This window comes from Dermabacter sp. HSID17554, assembly GCF_003989295.1.
GTDB classification, from domain to species: domain Bacteria; phylum Actinomycetota; class Actinomycetes; order Actinomycetales; family Dermabacteraceae; genus Dermabacter; species Dermabacter vaginalis.
Map to the genome: position 1 here is coordinate 289,371 of NZ_RBLW01000002.1, position 22,161 is coordinate 311,531.

The window sequence follows — 22,161 nt, forward strand, 5'->3', positions numbered from 1 at the left end:
AACTCTTCGGCGGCCGGTAGTCTGGAGGGCGTGGAAAACGAGGAGAGCGCGCGCATGCGAGAACACGAGGACACGGTCACCGATGGCCGAACCGCCCCCGAGGCGATGCCAAGCGTGGATCGAGACGACTGGGCGCTCGCACGTGACGATGACGACCTCACCTACGCCGGCTCTACCGGGGGAGCGCTTGTCGAGGATTCCCGCCGCGTTCTCGTGGCCTTGCTTCAAGGGCCCTACCTGGACGGTCGACGCGACCCCCAGCGCTACGGCCAGCTCCTTCGCGATCGCGCCTACATCGAGCAGCGCCTCGCCGACATGTTCCTCGAACTCGTGCTCGACGACGATGCGCAGGTCGCATTCGTGCGCCAAAGCGAAGACGACCCGGACGCCCCGAAACTCCTTCGCCGACTCACGGGCCTCAACCGACTCGACACCGTGCTTCTTCTCGTGCTGCGCCAGCACCTCCTCACGCAGTCTTCGCGCGGCCAGCGCGCGGTTGTGAGCGAATCCGAACTCCTCGCCAACATCGCTCCCTACCGGCGCTCGACCTCGACCGATGAAGCAGGCTTCACGAAAGATATCCGCACGTCGATCGCGAAAATCCAGCGCGCAGGACTCCTCGAAGAGCAGGGCGATTCCTTCGAGGTCTCACCCGTTCTCAAACTCATGATCAACCCCGACACCGCGCGCACCTTCATCGACCTTTACGAGCGCGCGGGTGACGACGTCACGGGCGCCGCAAACGCACTTGACGATTCCCGCGCCACGACCGAAGGACAGGCCGAATGAGTTCTACGAGCGGAGATATGCCCATGAACGACGCGCAAAACCCCCTCGACGGCCTGGGCGAGGCAAGCGTCGGAACCGCCGCCGAAAACTCCCGGCGTGACGTGACGGATCCCGACCACCCGCACCCGGGCCAATGGCGCCTCAACCACGTGCAACTGAGCAACTGGGGCACGTTCCACGGCACCCACGACCTCGAGATCAGTTCGAAGGGCTACTTCCTCACGGGCGGTCCCGGCACGGGCAAGTCCACACTGCTCGACGCGATCAGCGCGCTACTCACCCCGCCGCGGGCCCTCCACTTCAACGCCGCCGCCTCCGACGCAGGGCCGCGCAGCACGAAATACCGCCGTACCGTTGCAAGCTATGTGCGAGGCGCGTGGGCGATGCACTACGACGCCGCGACCGGCGAATTCAGCCAGGAAGTGCTGCGCGAGAACTCCACGCTGAGCGTCGTGAGCCTCCGCTTCGGCAACGGCCTCGGCGAAACCCTCCAACTCACGCGTATGTTCCTGCTCCAATCGGGGCATAGCTCTGACTCGGACGTCAAGAGCCTCTACGTCATCTCCTCGAAGCCCTACGACGTTGCAGACCTACGCCCGTTCGTGAGCACGAGCATTGAAGGCCGCGAGCTCGAAAAGACTCTCGAGGGCACCGAGACGTTCCGCCAATTCCGCGAATACCGCGCACGCTTTAGCCAAATCCTTGGCATTCCCGACGAGAAAGCACTCGGGCTTCTCCACAAGATCCAATCCGCGAAGGAGCTCGGCGACGTCAATGCGCTGCTTCGCGACTACATGCTCGACGAGCCCCGAACCTTTGACCTGGCTGATCAGGCCCTCGCGAACTTCCAGAACCTTTCCGAGGTATACGACGCGCTCGTGACCGCGCGCGAGCAGCGTGACGTTCTCACAGGGCTGCGTGAAGCCGACAAGGTGTGGCGTGAGGCGCGCTCGCGCGGAAGCGAACTCGTGGATCGCCGCAACGATATTGATGTTTTCGCGGCCCAGCACCTCGTGCGCCTCCTCGCCGATGAAAAGGACCGCCTCACGCGTGACCAGGACAGGCTCCGCGCGCACCGCAACCGCCTCTCCCAGGACATCGCTGATGCACGCGGCGACCTCGCTCAGCTGAAGGAACAGCGCAAGAGCGCTGGCGGCGGTGAAATCGACGATTGGAAGAAACAGATCGCGGGCCTCGAGGTGGAACGCGACCGCCGCCGAGAACGCGCGACCGAGTTTTCCGGGCAGCTCGCGCTCGCGGACCTGCGCACACCGTCGAACGAAGAAACGTTTACACAAACCCAGCGTGAGGTCGCGAAATTGCGCGCCGCGCTTGAGGAAGACGAAAAGAACGAAGCGCAAACCCAGTGGGAGGCCGAGGCGAAGGTGCGCGAGCACGCGCACGCACTCGAGACCACCCGCCAGGAACTGGCCTCGCTGACGACTCGCGCCTCGAACCTCCACTCCGACGACGTCGCCCTGCGCGATCTTCTCGCCGAACGCATCGGCGTGGCCGCAACCGGTCTCCCGTTCGCGGCCGAGCTGCTGCAGGTGCGCGCGGGCGAAGAGGAATGGACGGCCGCCGCCGAGCAGGCCCTGCGTGGCCTCGCACGCTCGATCCTCGTACCCGAGCGCGCCTACCGTGCTTTCGCACGCGAAATCGACGGCATGAAGCTTCGCCGCCGCGTGTCCTATAACCGCATCAACACGGGCGTGAAACCGGCACCGAAGCGGCTTGAACCGCGCTCACTCGGGGCGAAAATTGACATTCGCGAGGGCGAGTTCCACGACTGGCTCTCGAACGAGGTTGCCTCGCGCATGGACTATCTGTGCGCGGAAAACCTCGAGGAGTTTACGAAGCACCCCCGCGCTGTGCTCCGCTCGGGTCAAATCAAGCACTCGGCAACCCGCCACGAGAAGAACGCCGAGCGGCAGATCAACGACCGCTCAAACTGGGTGCTCGGCTTCGACAACCGTGCGAAGCGTGCCGTGTTCGAAGCGGAACGCACGCGCGCCGAGCAGGCCCTTTTTGAAGCGCAGGCTCGCCGGCGCGACCTCGAAAAAGCGGCCCACACACGCCGAGAAAAACTCTTCGCGCTCCAGGCGATCCAAGCTGTGACCTGGGACGATGTGGACGCTGCGAGCGTCGCGCGCCGCATCGCGAACCTCGAAGACATGGTGCGCGCCGCCGAAGATGGCTCAAGCGCCCTCACCCAGATTGCCCGGCAGATTGACCAGGTCGAGATGTCGATCAGCGAAGGCGACGAGGAACTCCTCGAGATCGTGGGGCAGCTCGGCCGCGTCAACGAGCAGCTCGACCAGATCAGTGAACGCCACCTCCAGGCCGAAGCCCAGATCGAGGAACGCGCCCTCGCGCCCGAGACGAGGGCCGACCTCGAGGAACGTTTCCGCGCGATCGCCCCGACCCTTCTCCTCTCCAACATCGACCGGGTCACGCGCGATGCTTCCGCAACTCTCGATGCGGAACTCATGGCACTCACGAAGAAAACCGCACGCGCGGAAGAAGACATGCGCACCGCAATGCGCGAATTTACGCGGCGGTGGCCCGCGGGCGGCGCAGACGTTGACACCTCGCTCGAGGCCGCGCCCGAATACCTCGCGATTCTCCGCAGCATCGAGGAGGAAAAGCTCCCCGAGGTTGAGGATCGCTTCTTTGAGTTCTTTACCTCGAACACTCTCGGCGATGTGCAGGCCCTCGCGACCGCGATCGCGCGCGAACCCGCGCAGATTAGGAAGCGCCTTGCGAAGATCAACGAGTTGCTCGCGCAGGTCGAGTTCCACGAGGGCCGCTACCTCCAGCTGTCAATGAGGCCCGTGCACCTCGCGGCTCTCGACGAGTTCAAGCGCGCCTTGAACCAGGCGACGAATTCGAGCCTCGAGAACGACCTCACGCTTGATCGAGAAAAGGCCGAGGAGCGCTTCCTCGCGCTCCAGAACCTCATGGAGATCATCACGAAGGCTCGCACTCGCGAGGATCTTGCCTCGCGTGCAATCCTCGACGTTCGCCGCCATGTTCATTTCCACGCCGAAGAAGTGAACAAGGAAGGCGAAGTTGTCCACGCGCACGAGTCCGGAGGCCCGCTCTCCGGCGGTCAGAACGAACGCCTCACGACGTTCTGCCTCGCCGCCGCGCTGCGCTATCAGCTGGCCGGGACCGGCGTGGACGTCCCCCGCTACGCGCCCATCATCATCGACGAGGCCTTCAGCAAAGGCGCGGGCAAGTTCATCACCGCCGCGATGGAATCCTTCCGCCACTTTGGCTTCCAGGTCATCCTCGCGAACCCCGGTAAGAACCCGCAGGCCCTCGCGCCGTTTATCGGCGGCGTGGGAGTCGTGTCGATCCGCGAGGACCGCTACTCCTCCGTGAGCCCGATCGACTTCATTCCTGAAGCGTAGTGTGAGCCGTCGCCGTGAGCTCCTCGAGCGCGGTGAGAGGGATCGGGAGCCACTCCGGGCGGTTTTGCGCCTCGTACACGGCTTCGTAGGCGGCCTTATCGAGCTCGAACACACGGAAAAGTGAACGCAGATCCTCCGCGCTGCCCTCCCCGCCCCGCGCTGAACGTTCCGCGAGGTAAGCCTCGATGAAGGCCTCGCGCGCCGTGCCGGCCCACTCGCGCGCATCGATGCCCTCATTGAGTTCAACGTAGGCTGCCGCGTAGTCGATGCTTCGAAGAATGCCCGCGACATCCCGGCAAGGCGAGTCGGCCGTGACACGCTCCGCCATGGGGCGCAAAGGCTCCCCCTCGAAATCAAGAAAAACCCAGCCCTTGGTTGGCGAGTTGAGGACCTGGCCGAGGTGAAGATCGCCGTGGATTCGCTGGAATGGCGGCCACTCTATTCGAAGAGCACGTGTGAAAACGTCGTTTGCTGCCTCGGCGAAGCTCTCCAGTACGGGCAGAGCCTCGACGTGGTGCGCGAATCGGCGCTTCATTGACTCGAGTGTGAGTGCACGCGCATTGGTGCTCGCTCGCTCGGTGGGCAGGGCACGTGCGAGGTCCGTGTGGATCTGTGCGAGGGAGGTGCCAAGGTCCGACGCCTGCCCGGCAAAATCGATGCCCTGGGCAGCAGCGATGAGGGCTTCGCGCCACGCGTCTTGAACGTCGGGAAGGAAACGGTTGAGGATCGCGATGTCGGATCCGCCGAGCGCATCCGTGCCACTCACGTAGCCGAAGAATTCGGGAATCTGCGTGTTGCCTTCCGCCTGCAGAGCCTCTTGAAGTTCGGCATCGGGATTTGTGCCCTCATGGAGGTGGCGGAAGATCTTGATGATGTACTCGTTGCCGCTTTCCGTGTGAATGATGAGGGACGTGTTCGACTGCTCGCCCACGAGACGTTCGGTCGTGGTGATGGCCTGCAAATCTGCGCGTACACCCTGCGCGGTTGCCTCGCACAGGTGTGGGGTGAGCGTGAGCCCCTCGCCAGAGGCCCCCTCGACAAGGGCGCGGGCGAGGAGGGCGCGAGCGCGATCGATCCCCGTCGCGTCGTACACGTTGTGGGAGCCTACCGGGGTGTCGACATGCGTAATGAGGTTTTCGAGTTCCCCCTCTTCAACGCGACCGTCTTTATTCCACGCCACCGGAAGTGCGAAGCGTGCGCCGTCAGTGGCACCGAGGGTCACGAACGATACGACGAGGTGCTCATCCTCGGCGAGGCGAGTCCACCCCGCGATCTGTAGCTCGGGCGCTTCTCGGTGCGAGTTGCTGCACCAGCGTTGCCCCATGATGAAGCGCGCGGCATCCTCGAGAAACGAATCGCGGCGAAAATGATCGGAAAACACGATGCTGAGCATGGGACTCCCTACGCTGGGATACTTGGGCTCTCTAAGACTATCGTCGCTGGTAGTGTGGCGGGTGAATTCGAGGTAATCGTGGGAAGGAGAATCGTGCACCGGAAATCGATTCTCCAGAGTGCTCTCGCGCGCACCGCAGCGTGCGCGCTTGTTCTTGCGGCAACCGTCGGACCCGCGCTCGCTCCCGTGGCCCAGGGGCCCGGTGCCGTGGCTCTTGTTCCCGCCGCTCACGCACTCGGCGAAGATGGCCCCTTCACACTGCCCGCGGATCCAGCGGCGCTCAAGCACACGGCAACCCTTGGCAACCCCGGGGATTTTGACTTGTTTCTCATGGTGTCCGCGGAGGACCTCGAGACACTCGACACGGATTCGATGAGGCTTCTTTCGAGCACCGAATCCGAGGACGCGACGCCCACGAACGGCGGTAAGAAGCTCTCTGTCAAAGGCGTGGGAAAGTGGGAGATCACGGACACGCGAGTGAGGTTCACTCCCGAAAATTCCGAGGCGGGAGGATCCCACAGCGTGCAATTCTCGGTGCGTTCGAAGACCGGGTACGAATCGGCACCCGTCACCCTGACCGTGACGTATCCCGGAATCCCGAGCGTGAGCGCACGCGCCTCGGAAGGCGAAAAAGTCACCATTCCCCTTTCCATCAACGGTACGGGCGTGGACCCTTCCTCGCTCGCCTTCACGCTTGAAGGGCTTCCCGCGGGCAGCACGCTCGTGGAAGACGGCACGCGTCTCATCGTTCCCGATGAAGGAACGTGGGCACTCGCGACCGATGACCGGGCACAGGTGACCTTCACTCCGAGGCGGGAAAGGCTCGGGACCCAACCGAGACCCATCACGCTCGAAGGGCGCGACACGAAATATCAGCCCGTCGCCAAAGGCACCGTGACAGTCAAAACCCCCGCCATCAGAGACGTGACGCGCGCCGCAGGTTACGGTGCACCGGTGACCTTTGACCTCGCGAGCGCGGCGGCCAACGTCGATCCGTCAACGCTTGAGCTTGCGCCGTTCGGTGGCGAGACCTCTTACTACACCTCCGACGACGGCCTCTCAGTGACCGTGGCCGATCAGGGAACATGGGGGCTCGACCGGAACATGCAGACCCTGACCTTCACTCCGCTCGGCGACAAAGTTCGTGACGTGACGCCCATGGGGGTGAAAGGCAAAGATCTCGACGGCAACACGTCCTCGGTTGCACCCATGAGCGTCGGCTACCCCCAGGTTGGTGCACGGTATACAGCCGCGAAGTGGGGCCAGGTGGCAATGTTCACGCCCCTTGATGGATCCCTCAACGTTCAGCCCTACACTTTCGCGTTTACCGAGCGCGACATGCCGCAGGGCACGACCCTTTCCTCCGATCGCAAGAGAATGACGGTGCCTGGCGAGGGGGTGTGGGAATTCGACCCCGACTCCCGCGCCGTGGCCTTCACTCCCGATACGGTGCTGCGCAGCTCGCCCCACGTCGCCACTTTCACGATCGAAAGCGTCCTCGCTTCCAACACCACGAGCGGAACTCTCCACGCACAATACGCGAGCGCCGTGCCCACCGCGCGTGACGACGAAGCCCTCTCAAACAGCCGAGTGAACTCCGTGACGATTGACGTGCTCGGCAACGATACTCCCGCGAGTCCTGGTCAGACCTTCGATTCCTCGACACTCGTGCTGCGTAGCTCACGGGCCACCAACATTGAAGAACTCGTTGCAGGCTCGGGCCGTCGCCTCGAAATCCCCGAGGAAGGAGTTTTCGAGGTGACAAGCGCCGGCGGCGTGCGCTTTACCCCCGCGAACACGTTCGTGGGTCGCACTACACCCATCGAATACACGGTCGAAGACTCGGCGGGCCTACGCACGAGCGCCCACATTGTGATCGATGTCGAGCCGCTCGTTCCTAGCACTGCTTCCACGTCGCGCGATGCGGGGCTAAGCGCCATTTTCGGGCGCCTCATGCCTTCCTCGAGCGCGACATTCGCGGTGTTCATGACGAGCACGGCACTGCTCATCTTTACGGGAATCGTGTCCCTCTGGGTCGGGGGGCAAATGCGTAAAGACCGCGGTGCGGACCTCTAAGGATTCGCGCCCCTAGTCGAGGATTTTGCGGGACTCAACGCCGAGGTGGGCGAGAAGTGCCTCGTGTGCGCGCAGGCGTTCGTGAAGCTCCTCGGTGTCGATCGACGACCCCCACGCGTGCTGCGCGACCGCCACGAGGCGCGGGAACAGCATGTACTCGAGGTGACGGGCCGTGGGAATGAACTGACCGAACGCCGTTGCTTCGATGCCGAGTACGAGCTTGCCGTGCTCATCGCTGAGCTTTTTCGGAAGCGGGCTCGCCTTGAGCACGTCCTCGAGGCTCAAAACGGGGTGTGCGCCCGCTGGCTCGTTTCGGCTCTGCACGCGATCAAGCCCGAGCACCGACTCGGGTGCCGCAACGGTCTGGAAACCACGCGACGTCGCAGCCTTCACGCCCTTCGGCTCACCCCCCGCGAGCACAATCGCATCGTCGGGAATACGCACAAGGGCTGCGGAATCCCACACCGCAAGGCGCTTCCCCTTGTCGCGAAGCACCTCACCCGCGAAGGTGATGAAGCGGCCGAGGATTTCGCTCTCGCGCGAATATCCCCACTCCTCGCGGCGTGTGCGCGCCTCGGGTGAGCGTTCCCACTCGGTCAGGGGTGCATCTTCGCCGCCGACGTGGACGAAGGGCGAATCGAAAATCTCCGCAACCTGCTCGAGAACGTCACGAACAAACTGGAACGAGGCTTCGGACGTACCGAGCACGTGATCGCTCACGCCCCAGGTTTCACGCACGAGAAGCTGACGCTCGGGGAAGTTCCCCAGGTTCGGATACGCCGCGATCGCCGCCTGTGCGTGGCCCGGAAGATTCACGCCCGGCACGAGAGTCACGCCGCGTGAGCGCGCATACTGCACGAGTTCGCGCAGCTCATCCTGGGTATAGAAGCCGCCGTGGCGGTCTTCGGCGAACGTGTCCTCACCCTCAAACTGCGGGGTGCCCTCAACCGTGCGTTCGCGCCACGCGCCAACCTCGGTGAGCCGCGGGTAACCGCTTACCTCGAAGCGCCAGCCCTGATCATCCGTGAGGTTCAGGTGCAAAACGTTGAGGCGATACACGGCCATCACCGTGATAAGCCGTTTGAGGTCCTCAACCGGAAGGAAATGCCGCGCGGGATCCACGAGGAGGCCGCGCCACGCGTGCTTGGGAGAATCGTTCAAGGTTAGTGCCGGGATGCGGTAAGTGGGGTCCGACGGTTGCTCGGTAGTCACCGTCGCCGCGGCTGCGAGCTGCGAACGCACCGCTGAAAGGTGCACGATCTGCGCGAAGGCGTTGCGGCCATCGGCGAGCGCTGCCTCGCTACCCGCCGTAATCGAGGCGCCCTTCTTGTGGATCGTGATGGAGAAGTCGGTGCGGGGGACATCCTTGTTGACGCCCACCGTGACCTCGCCAAACGGATCCGAAGTCACCCAGTCCTCCGCAGGGGTGTTCCCAAAGCGCACCGAAACCGGTTCGGGGATGAGGGGCAGGGGAGCGGTATTGAGTTCAGGGTTCGTGGACATGTCACTCCTCGGGTAGATGGGGCGGGCTCCGCGCGCTCGAGCGCAAAGATACAGCTCAACCCTGCCATGAGGGGATAGGTGCACGCTGGAAAAGGGAAAGAGCGGTGAAGTCGTGGTGCCGTCGGACATAAAAACGGGCAGCCCCGAGGGGCTGCCCGCATGACTGATCGGTGTGGCCTCGATCCTCTTCCCACGACGCGTTGCGTCAGGATCGAACCCCTCTACCGGTCAGCGGTATGTGACGTAGATAACCTTCGACGTCCAAATATCTCGGTGAACGACCTGATTGCGCGAGCGGCTCGCGTCCACGATCTTGCCATCGCCCGCGTAGATGCCCACGTGGCCGTAGTTGTTCTGCGTGAACACGACGAGGTCGCCCACCTGCGCTTCGCTTTCCGAGATGATCGTGCCACCGAAGGCCTGCTTACGAGCCGTGCGCGGGATGGAGATGCCATGCTCGCGATACACGGTCGAGGTGAGTCCCGAGCAGTCGAAGCCCGAGGTCGAAGAGCCGCCCCATACATAGGGGGTGCCGAGGTATTTCTTGGCGCTCTCGACAATGGCTTCGCCAGAAGCATCGGATTTCACCGCGGTCTTGGGCGCGGGGGTCTTGGTGCCCCCAGCTGCACGCGGCCCGGAGATCGTGACGTTGCCCGAGTTGAGCTTGTCCCAGGTGCGGGGGCCCACGACGCCGTCGACGCCTACGCCGGCGGAGGACTGGAAGTTGCGCACGGCGTTGTAGGTGCCGCGGCCGAACTTGCCGTCTTCGCTGATGTTCGCGCCTGCCTTGTTGAGGAGGCTTTGGAGGTTCTTGACGGCACCGCCGCGGTTGCCCCTGCGGAGCTTCGGGGTGTTGTTGACCGCCGCTTTGTTCGTCGAGGCGGCGGCTGAGCCGGCGCCCGAGTTGAGCTTGTCCCAGGTGCGGGGGCCCACGACGCCGTCCACGCCAACGCCGGCCGAGGACTGGAAGTTGCGTACGGCGTTGTAGGTGCCGCGGCCGAACGATCCGTCGACCTTGATGTTGGCGCCGGCCTTGTTCAGGAGGCTTTGGAGGTTCTTGACGGCGCCGCCGCGGTTGCCCCTGCGGAGCTTCGGGGTGTTGTTGACCGGTGCCGAGGTGGTGCTCTCGGTTGGGCGGGAGTTGGCGATCGTGACGTTGCCGGAGTTGAGCTTGTCCCAGGTGCGGGGGCCCACGACGCCGTCGACGCCTACGCCGGCGGAGGACTGGAAGTTGCGCACGGCGTTGTAGGTGCCGCGGCCGAACTTGCCGTCTTCGCTGATGTTCGCGCCTGCCTTGTTGAGGAGGCTTTGGAGGTTCTTGACGGCACCGCCGCGGTTGCCCCTGCGGAGCTTCGGGGTGTTGTTGACCGCCGCTTTGTTCGTCGAGGCGGCGGTCGAGCCGGCGCCCGAGTTAAGCTTGCCCCAGGTGCGGGGACCCACGACGCCGTCCACGCCAACGCCGGCGGACGACTGGAAGTTCCGCACCGCGGTCTTCGTTCCGCGGCCGAACACGCCGTCGACCTTAATGTTGGCGCCGGCCTTGTTCAGGAGGCTCTGGAGGTTCTTGACCGCATCGCCGCGCGATCCGGGGCGCAGCTTCGGGGTGGTGTTGACCGAGGTCGGGTTTTTCGAGACGAGCGCCGAGCGAGTGCGGGCGCCCACGACGCCGTCCACGCCAATGCCGGAAGAGGACTGAAATGTCACGACGGCGTTGCGAGTCTTACGGCCAAACGAACCGTCGATCTTGATGCTTGCGCCGTGGTGGTTGAGGAGTGACTGGAGTGCCTGAACTTGCTGGCCGCGCTGACCGGTGCGCAGGGGCTTGGAGCCGAGTGCGGAGATCGACGGGAGTTTGGTGCCTGCCTGCGAAACGGGACCGTTATGGGTCGAAGGAGCGGCGTTTGCAGGGGCGAACTCGAGACCGGTTGCGGCCGTGGCGGCGACGGCAGTCAGAGCAGCGGCGCCGACGGCACCCTTCGAGACAGGGGCGAGAAGGCTGCCGTAGTCGATGACGGCGGGGCCTTCGGCACGATGAGTGCCACGCTGTGCGGTACGAAGCATTGGGGAGCAACTTTCCTACCCTCGCGATTGGTGCTTACACCAACTCCCGCCACAGGGTGCACATCGAGGAAGCTACCCCCGAGGTGACGGGAAGCGATCACGGGGGTGAGTCACGTGCATGACCCGCGCTCCACATTAGGGGAGGGGAGGGGTGGACGGGAACTCTCAGGAATCATTCAGAGCATCGGATTTGCCAAACTTTTACTCCTTTTTGCCCAAAGTGATGCCGCGGCGGCTTTTCAAAAGGATGTCATCGTGGTAGTTACATCCGTGTAATTCCAAGAGATGTATTTAAGTGAACGCCCTCCGATATCGAAGAAGAAAGTGCGTTGAGTTTTCGGGCAAAAGAAAAACCCCCGCCTAAGCGGAGGCTTTTTCTTGGTCGGGGTGACAGGATTTGAACCTGCGACCTCTTCGTCCCGAACGAAGCGCGCTACCAAGCTGCGCCACACCCCGAATAGAGCGCTCGGGCCGCATGGGCCCCGCGAACCTCATCAACTATAGCGCCTCGCCTCGCTGCGAAGCGAATTGATGTGGCGTGATCGCCACCACCGTGCGGCGCGCCGGGCGCTAGGTGAGGCGCGGTTTGAGCGTGAGGAGCGTGACCTCGGGCCGGTTAGCAAACCGCATGTTGTAGAAGGGGCTCGCGCCAATACCGCCACTGACGTGCAGCGGAACGCCTCGATGGAAACTGAGTCCTTTCGCCTGTGAACGGTGAAGATCGCAATTCGTCACGATCGCGCCAAAATACGGAAGGGCAAGCTGGCCTCCGTGAGTGTGCCCCGCGAAAATGAGGTCGCACCCATCGTCGACAAACTGGTCGAGCACGCGCTTATAGGGCGCATGGGTGACGCCAATCTTGAAGGAAGGGCGAGTGGTCCTGGCGGCACACGCCGGATCTACTGGGGGAAACTCGTCGTGTTCGAGGTGAGGGTCATCGACCCCGACAACCTCGATATCGCAGCCCGGAAGCTCGAGGAGGGCTCGAGCGTTCGAAACATTCGACCAGGCGCCAGCGGTCAATTTTTCCACGAGCCGTTCGACCTCGAGCGGCTCATTTTGAACGCCGTCACGGAAGTTCTTTGGCCTGGGATCGCGAAGGAGATAGCGGAAAATGTTTCGCTTCCCTGCCGCGTATTTATCGTTGGAGCCGAGGGCCACAACCCCCGGGCGTTCGAGCAGCGGCGCGATATCGCGTGCGATGGCATCGATAGCACCTTCGCTCGCCACGTTGTCGCCGGTATTGACGACAAGATCGGGTTCAAGCGAGGCGAGGCTTCGCAAAAATTCGCGTTTCTTCGTTTGTTCGGGGAGCAAGTGGGCATCCGACATATGGAGCACGCGGATTGGCTGGGTCCCGTAAGGGAGAACATGCAGGTCGAGTGCGCGGATTTCGAAAAGGTTGATCTCGATATGGCGGGCCCACACGTGGGCGGCCGCAGCGGTTCCGACGGCTGCAAGCGCGCCGGCGCCGCCAATGAGAGCGAGTGGTTTCGCGCTAGTCACCGGGGTAGTACTCCTCGTATTCCACGTAGTCGTCGTAGTCCGGGTCCCCCGGGTAGACGTACCTGTACCCCGCGGGTGCTTCTTCGCGCGCGGGAGCCGATGCGGCGGCGCCGGCGCCGGTCTCCGCTTCTTCCTGGGTGTCCTCCTGAGGTGCGTCGCCCTGGTCGGGCGCGGGAGCGGGCTCTTGAGGTTGGGTCGGTGCGGGGGCATTGCCACCGTCGTCCTCACTTGAGCCGCGAGAGTCCTGCGTTTTCGGTGCCCGCTGAACCCCCTGGGGCTTCGGCGGGAAGGGGATCGAGGGGAGTCCCTCGTGGGCCTTGATCATGAACTCTTGCCAGGTGGGAAGGGAAACGGTGCTGCCCCACACGTTGCCAACGAGGCGCTGACCATCGACCTCCACGCCGGTGGGCCGACGATTCGCGGTGGGGTTGCCGAACCACACGGCGGTGGAGAGGTTCTTGGTGAAGCCTACGTACCACGTGTGGTACTGCCTACCGGAGGTGCCCGTCTTGCCACCCGCATCGTGGCCGGGGATTGTTTTACCTTTGCCGGTGCCCCTTGGATCCGAGAGGCCCTGCATGAGAGTCCACGCCACCGCATTGGCGACTTCCGGCTTGATGACCTGCGAGCACTGCGATTTTGTGAAGGGAAGTTCTTTCCCGTCGCGGCCAACGACTGTTTCGATCGCTTGCGGCTTGCAGTAATTGCCTTCCGCCGCGAAGGCGGCGTAGGCGGCGGCCATGTTCACGGCCGGAATGTTAATCTCGCCGATGACCTGCGATGCCGGGGAGAGGTTCGTTCCGAACATGTCGGTCACGGCCTTTTCCTTGAGTTTCGGGTCCGCGTCGTTCCAGTTACCCGGGACCGCACCGAGGGCGCGCGCCGTGTTAGCGATGTTGCACAGATCGGTGCGCAGCGCGATGTTGGCGTACGCCGTATTGATCGAGAACTTCGTGGCGTCGAGAACGCTCATGGAGCCATGGATGTCCCGGCCGGCGTCCTTAAGGCGCCACCCAGTGCTCGAGCGCCAGCGGCCTTTCTTGAGGCAGTGCGCAGGGAAGTTGTTGAACGTGTTGGAGCCGCGCCCAACGGTGTCCCAAATTGAGCCGCCGTCGGTCAAGAAGGTCGTGAGAACGAATGGCTTGAAGGTTGACCCTACGGGGAAGCCGTTTCCGCCGCCAAGATAGCTGGGGGCCGTGTAGTTGAGCGAGGTTTCGCCCGGCTTCGCATCCTTGTAGGGGTTGAACTTGCGGTTTTGCGCCATCACGCGGATATTTCCCGTGCCTGGTTCAACGCTCACGATCGCGTGGCCGAAGCCCGACTCCGAATCGGCCGGAACCTTGCGGTTGACGATATCTTCCGCCATCTTCTGACGTGCCGGATCAAGGGTGGTCTTAATCGTGAGGCCGCCCCCGTAGAGGAGTTTGCGGCGATCCTCTTTCGTTTTGCCAAAGGCTGGATCGTTGAGGAGCGTGCGGGTCACGTAGTCGCAGAAGAAACCGCTGCCGCCGGCAGTCGAGCAACCCGCGCGGAAATCGGTGACCTTGAGCATGTCTTCGATGGGCTGATTCTTTGCCGCTTCGTAGTCCTCTTGGCTGATATAGCCCAGCTGGTACATGTCGTGAAGCACCTGGTTGCGCCTCTTGGTGGCGTTCTTCGGATGCTTCACGGGGTCATTGCCGTTTGGTGAGTTTGTAATACCGGCGAGAAGCGCTGCTTCGCCCGGCGTAAGATCCGCAGCACTCTTCGAGAAGTAATGCTGCGCAGCAGTTTCGACGCCGTACTGGGAGGGCCCGAACTGTGCAACGTTGAGGTAGCCGTTGAGGATCTCGTCCTTGCTCCACTTTTTCTCGAGGGAGATCGCGATTTTGGCCTCGCGAAGCTTCCTGATGAGTGAGGATTCGGTTGCGGCCTGAATCGCTTCATCGTCACCGCGCTGGAAGGCGTCCATGAGCAGAGCGTTCTTCACGTACTGCTGGGTGAGGGTCGAGCCGCCCTGGAGGCTATTGCCCGCGAGGTTCGAGGCGAGTGCACGGAACGTGCCCTGGGGATCGAAGCCGTTGTGCTGATAGAAGCGGCGATCCTCAACGGCGACCACGGCGTGCTGAAGATCCTCATCGATTTTGTCGAGCGGAACCATGATGCGGTTCTCGGAGTAGAAGGTCGCCAGCAGGCTGCCGTCAGCCGCTTCGATGCGGGAGGCTTCGTTCAGCGGTGCGACATCGAGTTCGCTCGGGAGGGAATTAAAGAGGTTCACGCCGTCCTTCCCGGCTGCCGACATCGCGGTCACGACCGGAAGGAAGAACGCGGCGAGCAGAATGCCCGCGAGAGTGCACACGGCGAGCAAACCGCCCACGCCGGTGAGCGCTTGGGTGAGAGTGGTGGTCGGTTCACCTGGATTGGAACGGACCAATGGCTCCTGCTGAGACTCTGGCATGCTCACACCCTACTAAGAGGAGCGCGCTCAGGGCAGTATCGCGCGTGTGAAAGTTGTGCGCAGGTTCCCGAATTGGGGGTCGCGTCACACTTTCATTAGTATGGGATCACGCCAAAATTCGAAGCGAGCTAATTCGGGAGGTGTGACAGTGAGCGTGAGCAGTGTTGACACGTTGCACGACACGCGTCATTGGGCATCGCAGGGCGCGTGCGCGAGCCTCAATCCGGAAGAGTTCTTCGTCCAGGGTGCCGATCAGCACAAGGCCAAAGTGGTGTGCCGTTCGTGCCCGGTCCTCAACCAATGCCTCGCCGATGCGCTCGACAATCGGATTGAGTTCGGCGTGTGGGGAGGCATGACCGAGCGTGAGCGCCGCCGCCTCCTTCGCGAACACCCGTCGATCACGTCGTGGCTGCCTGTGCTCGAGAACCGGAAAGGTTCAAGCACGCCCGGCTAAGCTGGGAGCATGGCTACGATTCAGAAGTGGGAATATCTCACCACACCTCTGCTCATTCACAACACCAAGGCGATTCTGGACAATTTCGGCTCCGACGGCTGGGAGCTCGTCCAGGTCATCCAAGGCCCTCAGGGCCCCGAATCCCTCGTCGCTTATTTCAAGCGACCCATTAATGAAGGAGCCTGATTTCCTATGAGTACCGTCGAACAAAAGCTCAGTGAGCGCGGACTGACCCTTCCCGAGGTGGCCAAGCCCGTTGCGGCCTACGTTCCGGCCGTTGTCACCGGAAACACCGTGCAGACCTCCGGTCAGTTGCCTCTCGTGGGTGGCAAGCTCGAGGTGACCGGCAAGGTCGGCGCCGACGTCGAGGCCGAGGTGGCGAAGAAGGAAGCCGAGAAGGCCACACTCAACGCACTCGCGGCAATCAAAGCTGAGATCGGGGACCTCGATCGCATTACGCGCGTCGTGAAGGTTACCGGCTACGTGGCGTCGGCTCCCGAGTTCACGGCGCAACCCGGAGTGATCAACGGTGCGAGCGAACTGCTCGGTGACGTCCTCGGGGAAGCGGGCTCGCACTCGCGTGCCGCGGTGGGCGTTGCCGCGCTCCCGCTCGATGCTGCCGTTGAGGTCGACCTCCTCGTGGAGTTCCGCTAACGATGAACCGCGAGCCCGATTCTTCCGGCGTGCAGCTTTCGTGGGTGCTCGCCCCGAATTCAGGGCCGCGAACGCTTGACGGCACGCGCACCTATATCTTTACCGCTCAGCGCACCGTGTGGATCGTTGATCCAGGTCCCGCGGTGCGCGGGCACGCCCAAAGCGTCGTCGACGCGGTTGTCGCGACCGGTGCGCGGCGAGTGGGGGGGATCATCGTGACCCACCACCACGAAGGCCACACGGGTGCCACGTCGATGGTGCGGCGAGCGCTCAGCTCCGCGACCGGCATCACCGTGCCGCTGTGGGCCGCCGAGCCCGCCCTCGTGCCCGGCGCGGCCCCCGTTCCGAGCGAGATCTCGCTCGACAGCCGCATCGTCGCCGACGTCATTCACCTCCCGGGCCACACGGCTGATTCGATTGGACTGCTCCTTGAGGGCGGTGAGTTGCTCACGGGCGACACCCTCCTCAACGGCGCACCGACCGTTGTGGGCGAGGATTGCACGCTCCACGAATACCTTCAGTGCCTCAATATCATTCGCGTGATGTGTATGGATGGGCGAATCTCGGGTCTTTACCCCGGGCACGGGGCACCGATTGAAGCCCCCCATGAGGCGCTCGTTGCTTCCCAGGAGGCCCTCGCACATCGGCGCGAGAGACTCGAGCAGGTGAGGAAAGCGCGCGAGCGCGGTGTTCTCACGGTGCGGCGCATGTTCGAGGAGATCTACGGACATGATTTCGTGGCCCTGCGTGAGGAGGGCGCGAGCAAGAGCGATCTTGAGAGTTTCCGAGAGGGTTCGGAGCGCAACATTCGCGCGGCGCTTGAATACATCACGGGTGCCGACCGGGCTTAGCCGCGCTCATGAGGCGAGAGCCGTAAGAAAAAGGAAGGGAGCGAACCCCTAGGGGTTCGCTCCCTTCCTTTGTTGCAGAGTGTTTCGCGCGTTCCTTAGCGTGCGCGGCGGCGCAGACGCTCGATGTCGAGGAGCAGCACGGCGCGAGCCTCGAGGCGAATCCAGTTGCGGTGTGCAAAGTCGGCGAGTGCCTTGTTCACTGTTTCGCGCGAAGCGCCGACGAGCTGGGCGAGCTCTTCCTGCGTAAGGCCGTGCGAGACCATGATGCCCTCATCGCTTTGGCGGCCGAAGCGCTGAGCGAGGTCGAGGAGGTTCTTCGCGACACGGCCGGGAACGTCCGCGAACACGAGATCCGCGAGCGAATCGTTGGTCTTGCGCAGGCGGCGTGCGAGCGAAGCGAGGAGGTGGCGGGCTACCTCGGGGCGCTGAGCGAGCACGCGGTAGAGGTCCTGCTGAGAGAGCGAGTAGAGGGTCGTCTCGGCAACGGCGGTTGCCGTGGCGTTACGCGGTGCCGGATCGAAAAGCGAAAGCTCGCCGAGAGTTTCGCCCGGGCCGAGCACAGCGAGAAGGTTCTCGCGACCGTCGCCGGAGGCGTGACCGACCTTAACCTTGCCGCTCGCGATGATAAAGAGGCGGTCGCCCTGGTCACCTTCGCGGAACACGACCGAGCCGCGGTGGAAGTCCTCCTGAGTCATCGAAGCGAGGACAGCCTGCTTGCCGTCGTCATCGAGCGCGGCGAATAGCGGTGCTGAACGAACGATGTTCTCGTCCACGGTTCCTCCTGTGGTTGCGCTGGTGTAGCGGAAATTTTTGGGGTGTGCGTTGCGCACACGCGTACTTCTTAACACTAATACCTGATTCGTGATCAGGCCTAGAGAAATCCGGAAACTTGCCGCGCGGTTTCTGCGTCCCTGGACACGAGTGCACAATGGCTTCATGAATTCGGGACTGAAGGACCAGGCAATTCCCGCGGTGGAGCGTGTCGATTTCGAGCTCGCGAAGCTCTATCCCGACGCGAAATGCGAACTGAACTTTTCTACGGCGTTCGAACTTCTCGTGGCGACCGTGCTCTCGGCGCAAACCACGGACGCGCGGGTGAACGCCGTGACTCCCGAGCTGTTCGAACGCTGGCCACATGCGCAAGCGATGGCATCCGCGCCCGAGGAGGAGATCGAGTCTATTTTGCGCCCACTTGGGATGGCCACGCGCCGCACCCGCCACGTGCAGGAGCTCTCCGCGCGCCTTGCCACAGACTTCGGCGGAGAGGTGCCCGACGATCAAAAGGCCCTCGAATCACTCGCGGGCGTGGGGCGGAAAACGGCGCATGTCGTGCGCGGAGTGTGGTTCGGTCACTCACTGCTCACGGTCGATACGCACGTGGGTCGACTTGCGCGAAGGCTCGGTTGGAGCGAAAGCACCACTCCGCGCACGGTTGAGCGGGACGTGACGGCGCGTACCGAGTCCGACGGTTGCCGGGACCTCGTGGACCTCACGATGCTTTCGCACCGGTTGATCTTCCATGGGCGGAACCTCTGCACGGCGCGAAAACCTGCGTGTGCCCAGTGCCCGCTCGCGAAACTCGAGACTCCATGCCCAAGCGCGTTCACTCAGTAACGCGAAGGTGCGTTTTCAAAAGAAAGAAGCCCCGTGGCGGCACTGGCGTCGGACTCGAAAGCCCACCCGGTGAACGTTGGATATCGCGCAGAGGTGACCTGCGCTGTGATGGCACCGCCTGCCCTTTTCCACGGCGGAGCGCTCGCGATAGACTAGAGCCTGTTTCACGCGCGTGAGCGCTCGAGAGAAAAGGCAGGAATCACTGTGCCGAACGGCAAGGTCAAGTTCTTTGACGCTGAAAAAGGCTTTGGTTTCCTCGTGAGCGAGGATGGCCAGAGCGTGTACGTGCATGCGTCGACCCTCCCCGAAGGGGTTCAGCAGCTACGCAAGGGCCAGCGCGTTGAGTTCGACATGGTCGATGGCAGCCGTGGCCCCCAGGCCCTCACCGTGCGCCTTCTCGATCCGGCACCGAGCATCGCTCGCGCACGTCGCGTCAAGCCCGAGGACATGGCCGTCATGGTCGAAGATCTCATCCAACTTCTCGACGGAGCCTCGAATGGGCTGCGTCACGGCCGCTACCCCGATAGGGGCCATGCAAAGAAAGTCGCGACCGTGTTGCGTGCTGTTGCCGACAACTTTGAGGCTTAATTCATGACTCCTACCGCCCCCGCGAAGGCGCGCACACGCGCCCCGAAGCTCGATGCCGTGTGCGCGGCCGCGATCGAACAGGCTGCCGCCGCCGTACTCGAGGTTGCCGAGCCTGATCAGGTTGGCGCGCACGTACGCGCCGAGGCAAGCGGTGAGCGCCTCGTGACGCACTTTTTTGAGGCGACGATGCCCGGGTATGCGGGGTGGACCTGGGTGGCCGTGCTCGCTCGCGCCCCGCGCGCGAAGGTTGCGACGGTGTGCGAAACGGCGCTCCTCCCAGGCGAAGAATCGCTTCTTGCCCCCGAATGGGAGCCGTGGTCCGAGCGTTTGCGCCCCGGCGACGTGGGCGAAAACGATGTGCTCCCCTACAACGCCGATGATGCGCGCCTCGAGCAGGGCTACGAGCAGACCGATGATGAGGAAGCCGACCGGGTTGCCGTGTGGGAGTTGGGGCTTGGCCGCAAGCGAGTGCTGTCGCGCGAGGGTCGCGAAGAGGCCGCCAAACGCTGGATGAGCGGCAACTTCGGGCCTCGTGAAGTCAGCAAGCGCGGGCGCAAAGGCACGGTGAAGGCGCAGTGCGCCTCGTGCGGTTTCCTCTCCCTGCTCAACGGTTCACTTCGCCAGGAGTTCGGCATTTGCACGAATGAGTGGTCGCCTGCCGACGGTCGCGTCGTGTCGCTCCAGTACGGCTGCGGTGCGCACTCGGAAACCGACGCCGAGAAGCAGAGCATCGCGGGGGACCTACCCGAGAAGGTCCTCGACGAAGAAGCCGTGGACTACGAAGACCGGTTCGAGGAAAAGTCGATCATCGACGAGGCGCTCCTGAAGAAAGAGCAGGAAAAGCTCGCCGCGAAGAAGGCCACCGAGGAAGAGTAAAGAGGTTCAGCGCGCCGCGACGATCACGGCGAGCAGCGCCTCGAGTGCGAGTTGCGGCGGCACGTTCATGCCGACCCGCTCACGTGCCACGCCCACGGCCTCAAGAAGAGCGAGCGTTGTGTTCGGCGAGTGCACGCGCGTGCGCTCGCTCAGCTCGCGCTCAATGCCGGGATTGACGAGTGGCGCGTCAGTTTCAAGCTGGAGCGCGAGCACGTCCCGAAGCACCGAGTGGATGTCAAGCAGATAGCGGTCGATGACGTCACGGACGAGCCGGGTTGCGCGCCGCTTCGCTTCGTCGTCGAGGGCCTTGACCTGGGCGCGAAGAGCTGGCGGAATGCGCCCGCCAGGTTCGATTCCAGCACCGCGCATAAACGCTTCGCGTTCGCGCGAACTCGCCTCGTCCGCTTCGGCGTGGGCCTCGGATTCGGCGCGTTCGATGAGCGTTTTCGCGAAGGCGATGGCGTGGCCGACGCTTGTGAGCGCAAGAAGCTTCCGCGCCGAATCCTCGCGCTCAGCAAGAGAATCGGGGTTCAGACCGTAGCGGCGGGCGATCCCGATGTGACCCTGAGCGCTCGCGGCGGCTCGGTGGGCAAGTTCGGGTGAAATCCCATCACGGTCGATGAGGAGCGCGGCGACGGCTTCGGGCGGAGGCACTTGGAGGTTGACGACGCGGCAGCGCGAACGAATCGTCTGCGCGAGGTCCTGGGGCGAGGGCACGCACAGCATCCATACGGTTCGCGGGGGCGGTTCCTCGATGGCCTTGAGGAGCACGTTGAACGTACCGGGGCTCATGCGGTCGGCATCCTCAATGATGAGCACGCGGTGGCGGCCCGAAGAGGGCGCGCGTTGCGCGGTTGCCACGAGCTCACGGACCTCATTCTTCGAGATCGTGAGCGTTTCGGTGCGCACGACCGTAATGTCGCCGTGGCTGCCCGCGAGGACGGTGCGGCATGGCTGGCACTCGCCGCAGCCCTGGCCGCCCACGGGGTTGTCGCACAAGAGACTCGCGGCGAAGGCACGCGCGATGCTCGAGCGACCGGAACCGGGCGGGCCCGCGATGAGCCACGCCTGGGCGAGAGAGCCTTCGGGCGAAGCCGCACGCGACAGCTGCGCGACCGCGGCTGCTTGGCCCACGACCGTGTCGTAGACGCTCACAGGAGCGAATCCGGTTCGGTAGTGCCCTCGACGGGATGCTCGGCCGCTCCGGTGAGGGTATGGGCATTGACGCGAACCCAGTCCGCGAGGCGTTGCGTGATCTCGGCGTGGACGTCGTCGATCGACCGCGAAGCGTCGATCACGATCCACCGCTCGGGGTCGCGGCGTGCGAGATCGAGGAAGGCGGCACGTACGGCCTCGTGGAACTCGATGCCCTCGCGCTCGAGGCGATCGAGCGAGGCTTTCTCGCGACGTTCGGCGAGAGCCTCGGGGGTGATGTCGAGGAGGAACGTGACATGGGGGAGGAGACCCTCGGTAGCCCACATGGAGAGCTCATACACATCGCTCGGGTCGAGCGCTCGACCCGCCCCCTGATACGCGACGGACGAGTCCAGGTAGCGGTCGCCGACGACGATCCCGCCTGATTCGAGGGCTGGCCGCACGACGGTCTCGACGTGATGAGCGCGATCGGCAGCGTAAAGCAAAGCCTCGCAGCGGTCAGAAACGTGATCGGAATGGAGGATCAGCTCCCTGATCTGGGCGCCGAGCGGACTACCTCCCGGCTCCTTCGTCACGGTGACCTCGGCCCCCGCGAAAGGGGAGCTTTCGCTGCGAAGCCATTTTTCGAGCAGCGGAATTTGCGTGCTCTTGCCGCCTCCATCGCCACCCTCGAACGTTACGAAAAGCCCCGTGGGGGAAGGCGAAGCCGTGGCGGGAGTGAGAGGCGTACGCGGTGCTGTGGGATCGATGCTCGACATGGCCCCATTGTCTCAGGTGCGCATGAATGC

The 22,161-nt window shown here is 63.6% G+C and carries 18 protein-coding genes and 1 tRNA gene; 10 read left to right on the forward strand and 9 right to left on the reverse strand.

Annotated features, from left to right (window positions below):
* The first annotated feature begins 54 nt into the window (after positions 1-54).
* Both D8M36_RS04385 and D8M36_RS04390 read left to right on the forward strand, forming a co-directional pair.
* Positions 55-789 carry a DUF4194 domain-containing protein gene (locus D8M36_RS04385; protein WP_238638381.1) on the forward strand — a complete coding sequence of 245 codons (735 nt, stop codon included), beginning with the start codon at positions 55-57 and terminating at the stop codon, positions 787-789.
* Complete coding sequence (locus D8M36_RS04390; RefSeq protein ID WP_126847050.1) at positions 786-4,205, forward strand: ATP-binding protein; 3,420 nt, start codon at positions 786-788, stop codon at positions 4,203-4,205. The genes D8M36_RS04385 and D8M36_RS04390 overlap by 4 nt, the downstream gene beginning before the upstream one ends.
* On the opposite strand, the gene D8M36_RS04395 is transcribed toward D8M36_RS04390, so the two are convergent.
* A complete protein-coding gene (locus D8M36_RS04395; RefSeq protein ID WP_126847052.1) occupies positions 4,189-5,598 on the reverse strand; it encodes a phosphotransferase in 1,410 nt (469 codons plus the stop codon). The genes D8M36_RS04390 and D8M36_RS04395 overlap by 17 nt on opposite strands.
* A 93-nt stretch (positions 5,599-5,691) precedes the next feature.
* Here D8M36_RS04395 and D8M36_RS04400 point away from each other — a divergent pair, with 93 nt between their 5' ends.
* Positions 5,692-7,674 (forward strand): Ig-like domain-containing protein, encoded by a 1,983-nt coding sequence (locus D8M36_RS04400; RefSeq protein ID WP_126847054.1) that lies wholly within the window; start codon positions 5,692-5,694, stop codon positions 7,672-7,674.
* 12 nt (positions 7,675-7,686) lie between these two features.
* Here D8M36_RS04400 and D8M36_RS04405 read toward each other — a convergent pair whose 3' ends face one another.
* The 5 genes from D8M36_RS04405 to D8M36_RS04425 form a co-directional block, all read right to left on the reverse strand.
* Positions 7,687-9,177: a beta-N-acetylhexosaminidase gene (locus D8M36_RS04405; protein ID WP_126847056.1), complete on the reverse strand. Its 1,491-nt coding sequence runs from the start codon at positions 9,175-9,177 to the stop codon at positions 7,687-7,689.
* 228 nt (positions 9,178-9,405) lie between these two features.
* Complete coding sequence (locus tag D8M36_RS04410) at positions 9,406-11,238, reverse strand: C40 family peptidase (RefSeq protein ID WP_126847058.1); 1,833 nt, start codon at positions 11,236-11,238, stop codon at positions 9,406-9,408.
* Positions 11,239-11,617: 379 nt separating this feature from the next.
* A tRNA-Pro gene (locus tag D8M36_RS04415) sits at positions 11,618-11,694 on the reverse strand.
* A 114-nt stretch (positions 11,695-11,808) separates the two neighbouring features.
* A complete protein-coding gene (locus tag D8M36_RS04420) occupies positions 11,809-12,744 on the reverse strand; it encodes a metallophosphoesterase (protein ID WP_126847060.1) in 936 nt (311 codons plus the stop codon).
* Positions 12,737-15,181, reverse strand: a complete 2,445-nt coding sequence (locus D8M36_RS04425) for a transglycosylase domain-containing protein (protein ID WP_126847062.1) — start codon at positions 15,179-15,181, stop codon at positions 12,737-12,739. The genes D8M36_RS04420 and D8M36_RS04425 overlap by 8 nt, the downstream gene beginning before the upstream one ends.
* 148 nt (positions 15,182-15,329) lie before the next feature.
* Here D8M36_RS04425 and D8M36_RS04430 point away from each other — a divergent pair, with 148 nt between their 5' ends.
* The 4 genes from D8M36_RS04430 to D8M36_RS04445 are packed head-to-tail and all read left to right on the forward strand — an operon-like array spanning position 15,330 to position 17,140.
* Complete coding sequence (locus tag D8M36_RS04430) at positions 15,330-15,635, forward strand: WhiB family transcriptional regulator (RefSeq protein WP_082991175.1); 306 nt, start codon at positions 15,330-15,332, stop codon at positions 15,633-15,635.
* 9 nt (positions 15,636-15,644) lie between these two features.
* Positions 15,645-15,821 carry a DUF4177 domain-containing protein gene (locus tag D8M36_RS04435; protein ID WP_150332685.1) on the forward strand — a complete coding sequence of 59 codons (177 nt, stop codon included), beginning with the start codon at positions 15,645-15,647 and terminating at the stop codon, positions 15,819-15,821.
* Between the two features lie 6 nt (positions 15,822-15,827).
* A complete protein-coding gene (locus tag D8M36_RS04440; protein ID WP_065248434.1) occupies positions 15,828-16,289 on the forward strand; it encodes a RidA family protein in 462 nt (153 codons plus the stop codon).
* 2 nt (positions 16,290-16,291) lie between these two features.
* A complete protein-coding gene (locus D8M36_RS04445; RefSeq protein ID WP_126847064.1) occupies positions 16,292-17,140 on the forward strand; it encodes an MBL fold metallo-hydrolase in 849 nt (282 codons plus the stop codon).
* A gap of 95 nt (positions 17,141-17,235) precedes the next feature.
* On the opposite strand, the gene D8M36_RS04450 is transcribed toward D8M36_RS04445, so the two are convergent.
* Entirely contained in the window at positions 17,236-17,913 is a 678-nt protein-coding gene (locus D8M36_RS04450; protein ID WP_065248830.1) for a Crp/Fnr family transcriptional regulator, read from the reverse strand.
* A 163-nt stretch (positions 17,914-18,076) separates the two neighbouring features.
* Here D8M36_RS04450 and D8M36_RS04455 point away from each other — a divergent pair, with 163 nt between their 5' ends.
* From D8M36_RS04455 to D8M36_RS04465, 3 genes are all read left to right on the forward strand, one after another.
* Positions 18,077-18,754 (forward strand): endonuclease III domain-containing protein, encoded by a 678-nt coding sequence (locus D8M36_RS04455; protein WP_065248432.1) that lies wholly within the window; start codon positions 18,077-18,079, stop codon positions 18,752-18,754.
* A gap of 204 nt (positions 18,755-18,958) precedes the next feature.
* The gene (locus tag D8M36_RS10395) at positions 18,959-19,342 is read left to right on the forward strand and encodes a cold-shock protein (RefSeq protein WP_126847066.1); all 384 of its coding nucleotides are present in this window, start codon (positions 18,959-18,961) and stop codon (positions 19,340-19,342) included.
* A 3-nt stretch (positions 19,343-19,345) separates the two neighbouring features.
* Positions 19,346-20,218, forward strand: coding sequence for a DUF3027 domain-containing protein (locus D8M36_RS04465; protein ID WP_126847068.1), 873 nt, complete (start codon positions 19,346-19,348; stop codon positions 20,216-20,218).
* A gap of 6 nt (positions 20,219-20,224) precedes the next feature.
* Here the strand turns inward: D8M36_RS04465 and D8M36_RS04470 are convergent, their stop codons facing one another.
* A complete protein-coding gene (locus D8M36_RS04470; RefSeq protein ID WP_126847070.1) occupies positions 20,225-21,373 on the reverse strand; it encodes a DNA polymerase III subunit delta' in 1,149 nt (382 codons plus the stop codon).
* Positions 21,370-22,131, reverse strand: coding sequence for a dTMP kinase (gene tmk / locus D8M36_RS04475; protein ID WP_126847072.1), 762 nt, complete (start codon positions 22,129-22,131; stop codon positions 21,370-21,372). Before tmk ends, D8M36_RS04470 begins: the two co-directional genes overlap by 4 nt.
* Positions 22,132-22,161: the final 30 nt, after the last annotated feature.

Excerpts from the sequence above, each read along its gene's own strand:
- D8M36_RS04385 (WP_238638381.1), top strand. The coding sequence starts at position 55 with ATGCGAGAACACGAGGACACGGTCACCGATGGCCGAACCGCCCCCGAG.
- D8M36_RS04390 (WP_126847050.1), top strand. The coding sequence starts at position 786 with ATGAGTTCTACGAGCGGAGATATGCCCATGAACGACGCGCAAAACCCC.
- D8M36_RS04395 (WP_126847052.1), bottom strand. The coding sequence starts at position 5,598 with ATGCTCAGCATCGTGTTTTCCGATCATTTTCGCCGCGATTCGTTTCTC.
- D8M36_RS04405 (WP_126847056.1), bottom strand. The coding sequence starts at position 9,177 with ATGTCCACGAACCCTGAACTCAATACCGCTCCCCTGCCCCTCATCCCC.
- D8M36_RS04410 (WP_126847058.1), bottom strand. The coding sequence starts at position 11,238 with ATGCTTCGTACCGCACAGCGTGGCACTCATCGTGCCGAAGGCCCCGCC.
- D8M36_RS04425 (WP_126847062.1), bottom strand. The coding sequence starts at position 15,181 with ATGCCAGAGTCTCAGCAGGAGCCATTGGTCCGTTCCAATCCAGGTGAA.
- D8M36_RS04435 (WP_150332685.1), top strand. The coding sequence starts at position 15,645 with ATGGCTACGATTCAGAAGTGGGAATATCTCACCACACCTCTGCTCATT.
- D8M36_RS04440 (WP_065248434.1), top strand. The coding sequence starts at position 15,828 with ATGAGTACCGTCGAACAAAAGCTCAGTGAGCGCGGACTGACCCTTCCC.
- D8M36_RS04445 (WP_126847064.1), top strand. The coding sequence starts at position 16,292 with ATGAACCGCGAGCCCGATTCTTCCGGCGTGCAGCTTTCGTGGGTGCTC.
- D8M36_RS04455 (WP_065248432.1), top strand. The coding sequence starts at position 18,077 with ATGAATTCGGGACTGAAGGACCAGGCAATTCCCGCGGTGGAGCGTGTC.
- D8M36_RS04465 (WP_126847068.1), top strand. The coding sequence starts at position 19,346 with ATGACTCCTACCGCCCCCGCGAAGGCGCGCACACGCGCCCCGAAGCTC.
- tmk (WP_126847072.1), bottom strand. The coding sequence starts at position 22,131 with ATGTCGAGCATCGATCCCACAGCACCGCGTACGCCTCTCACTCCCGCC.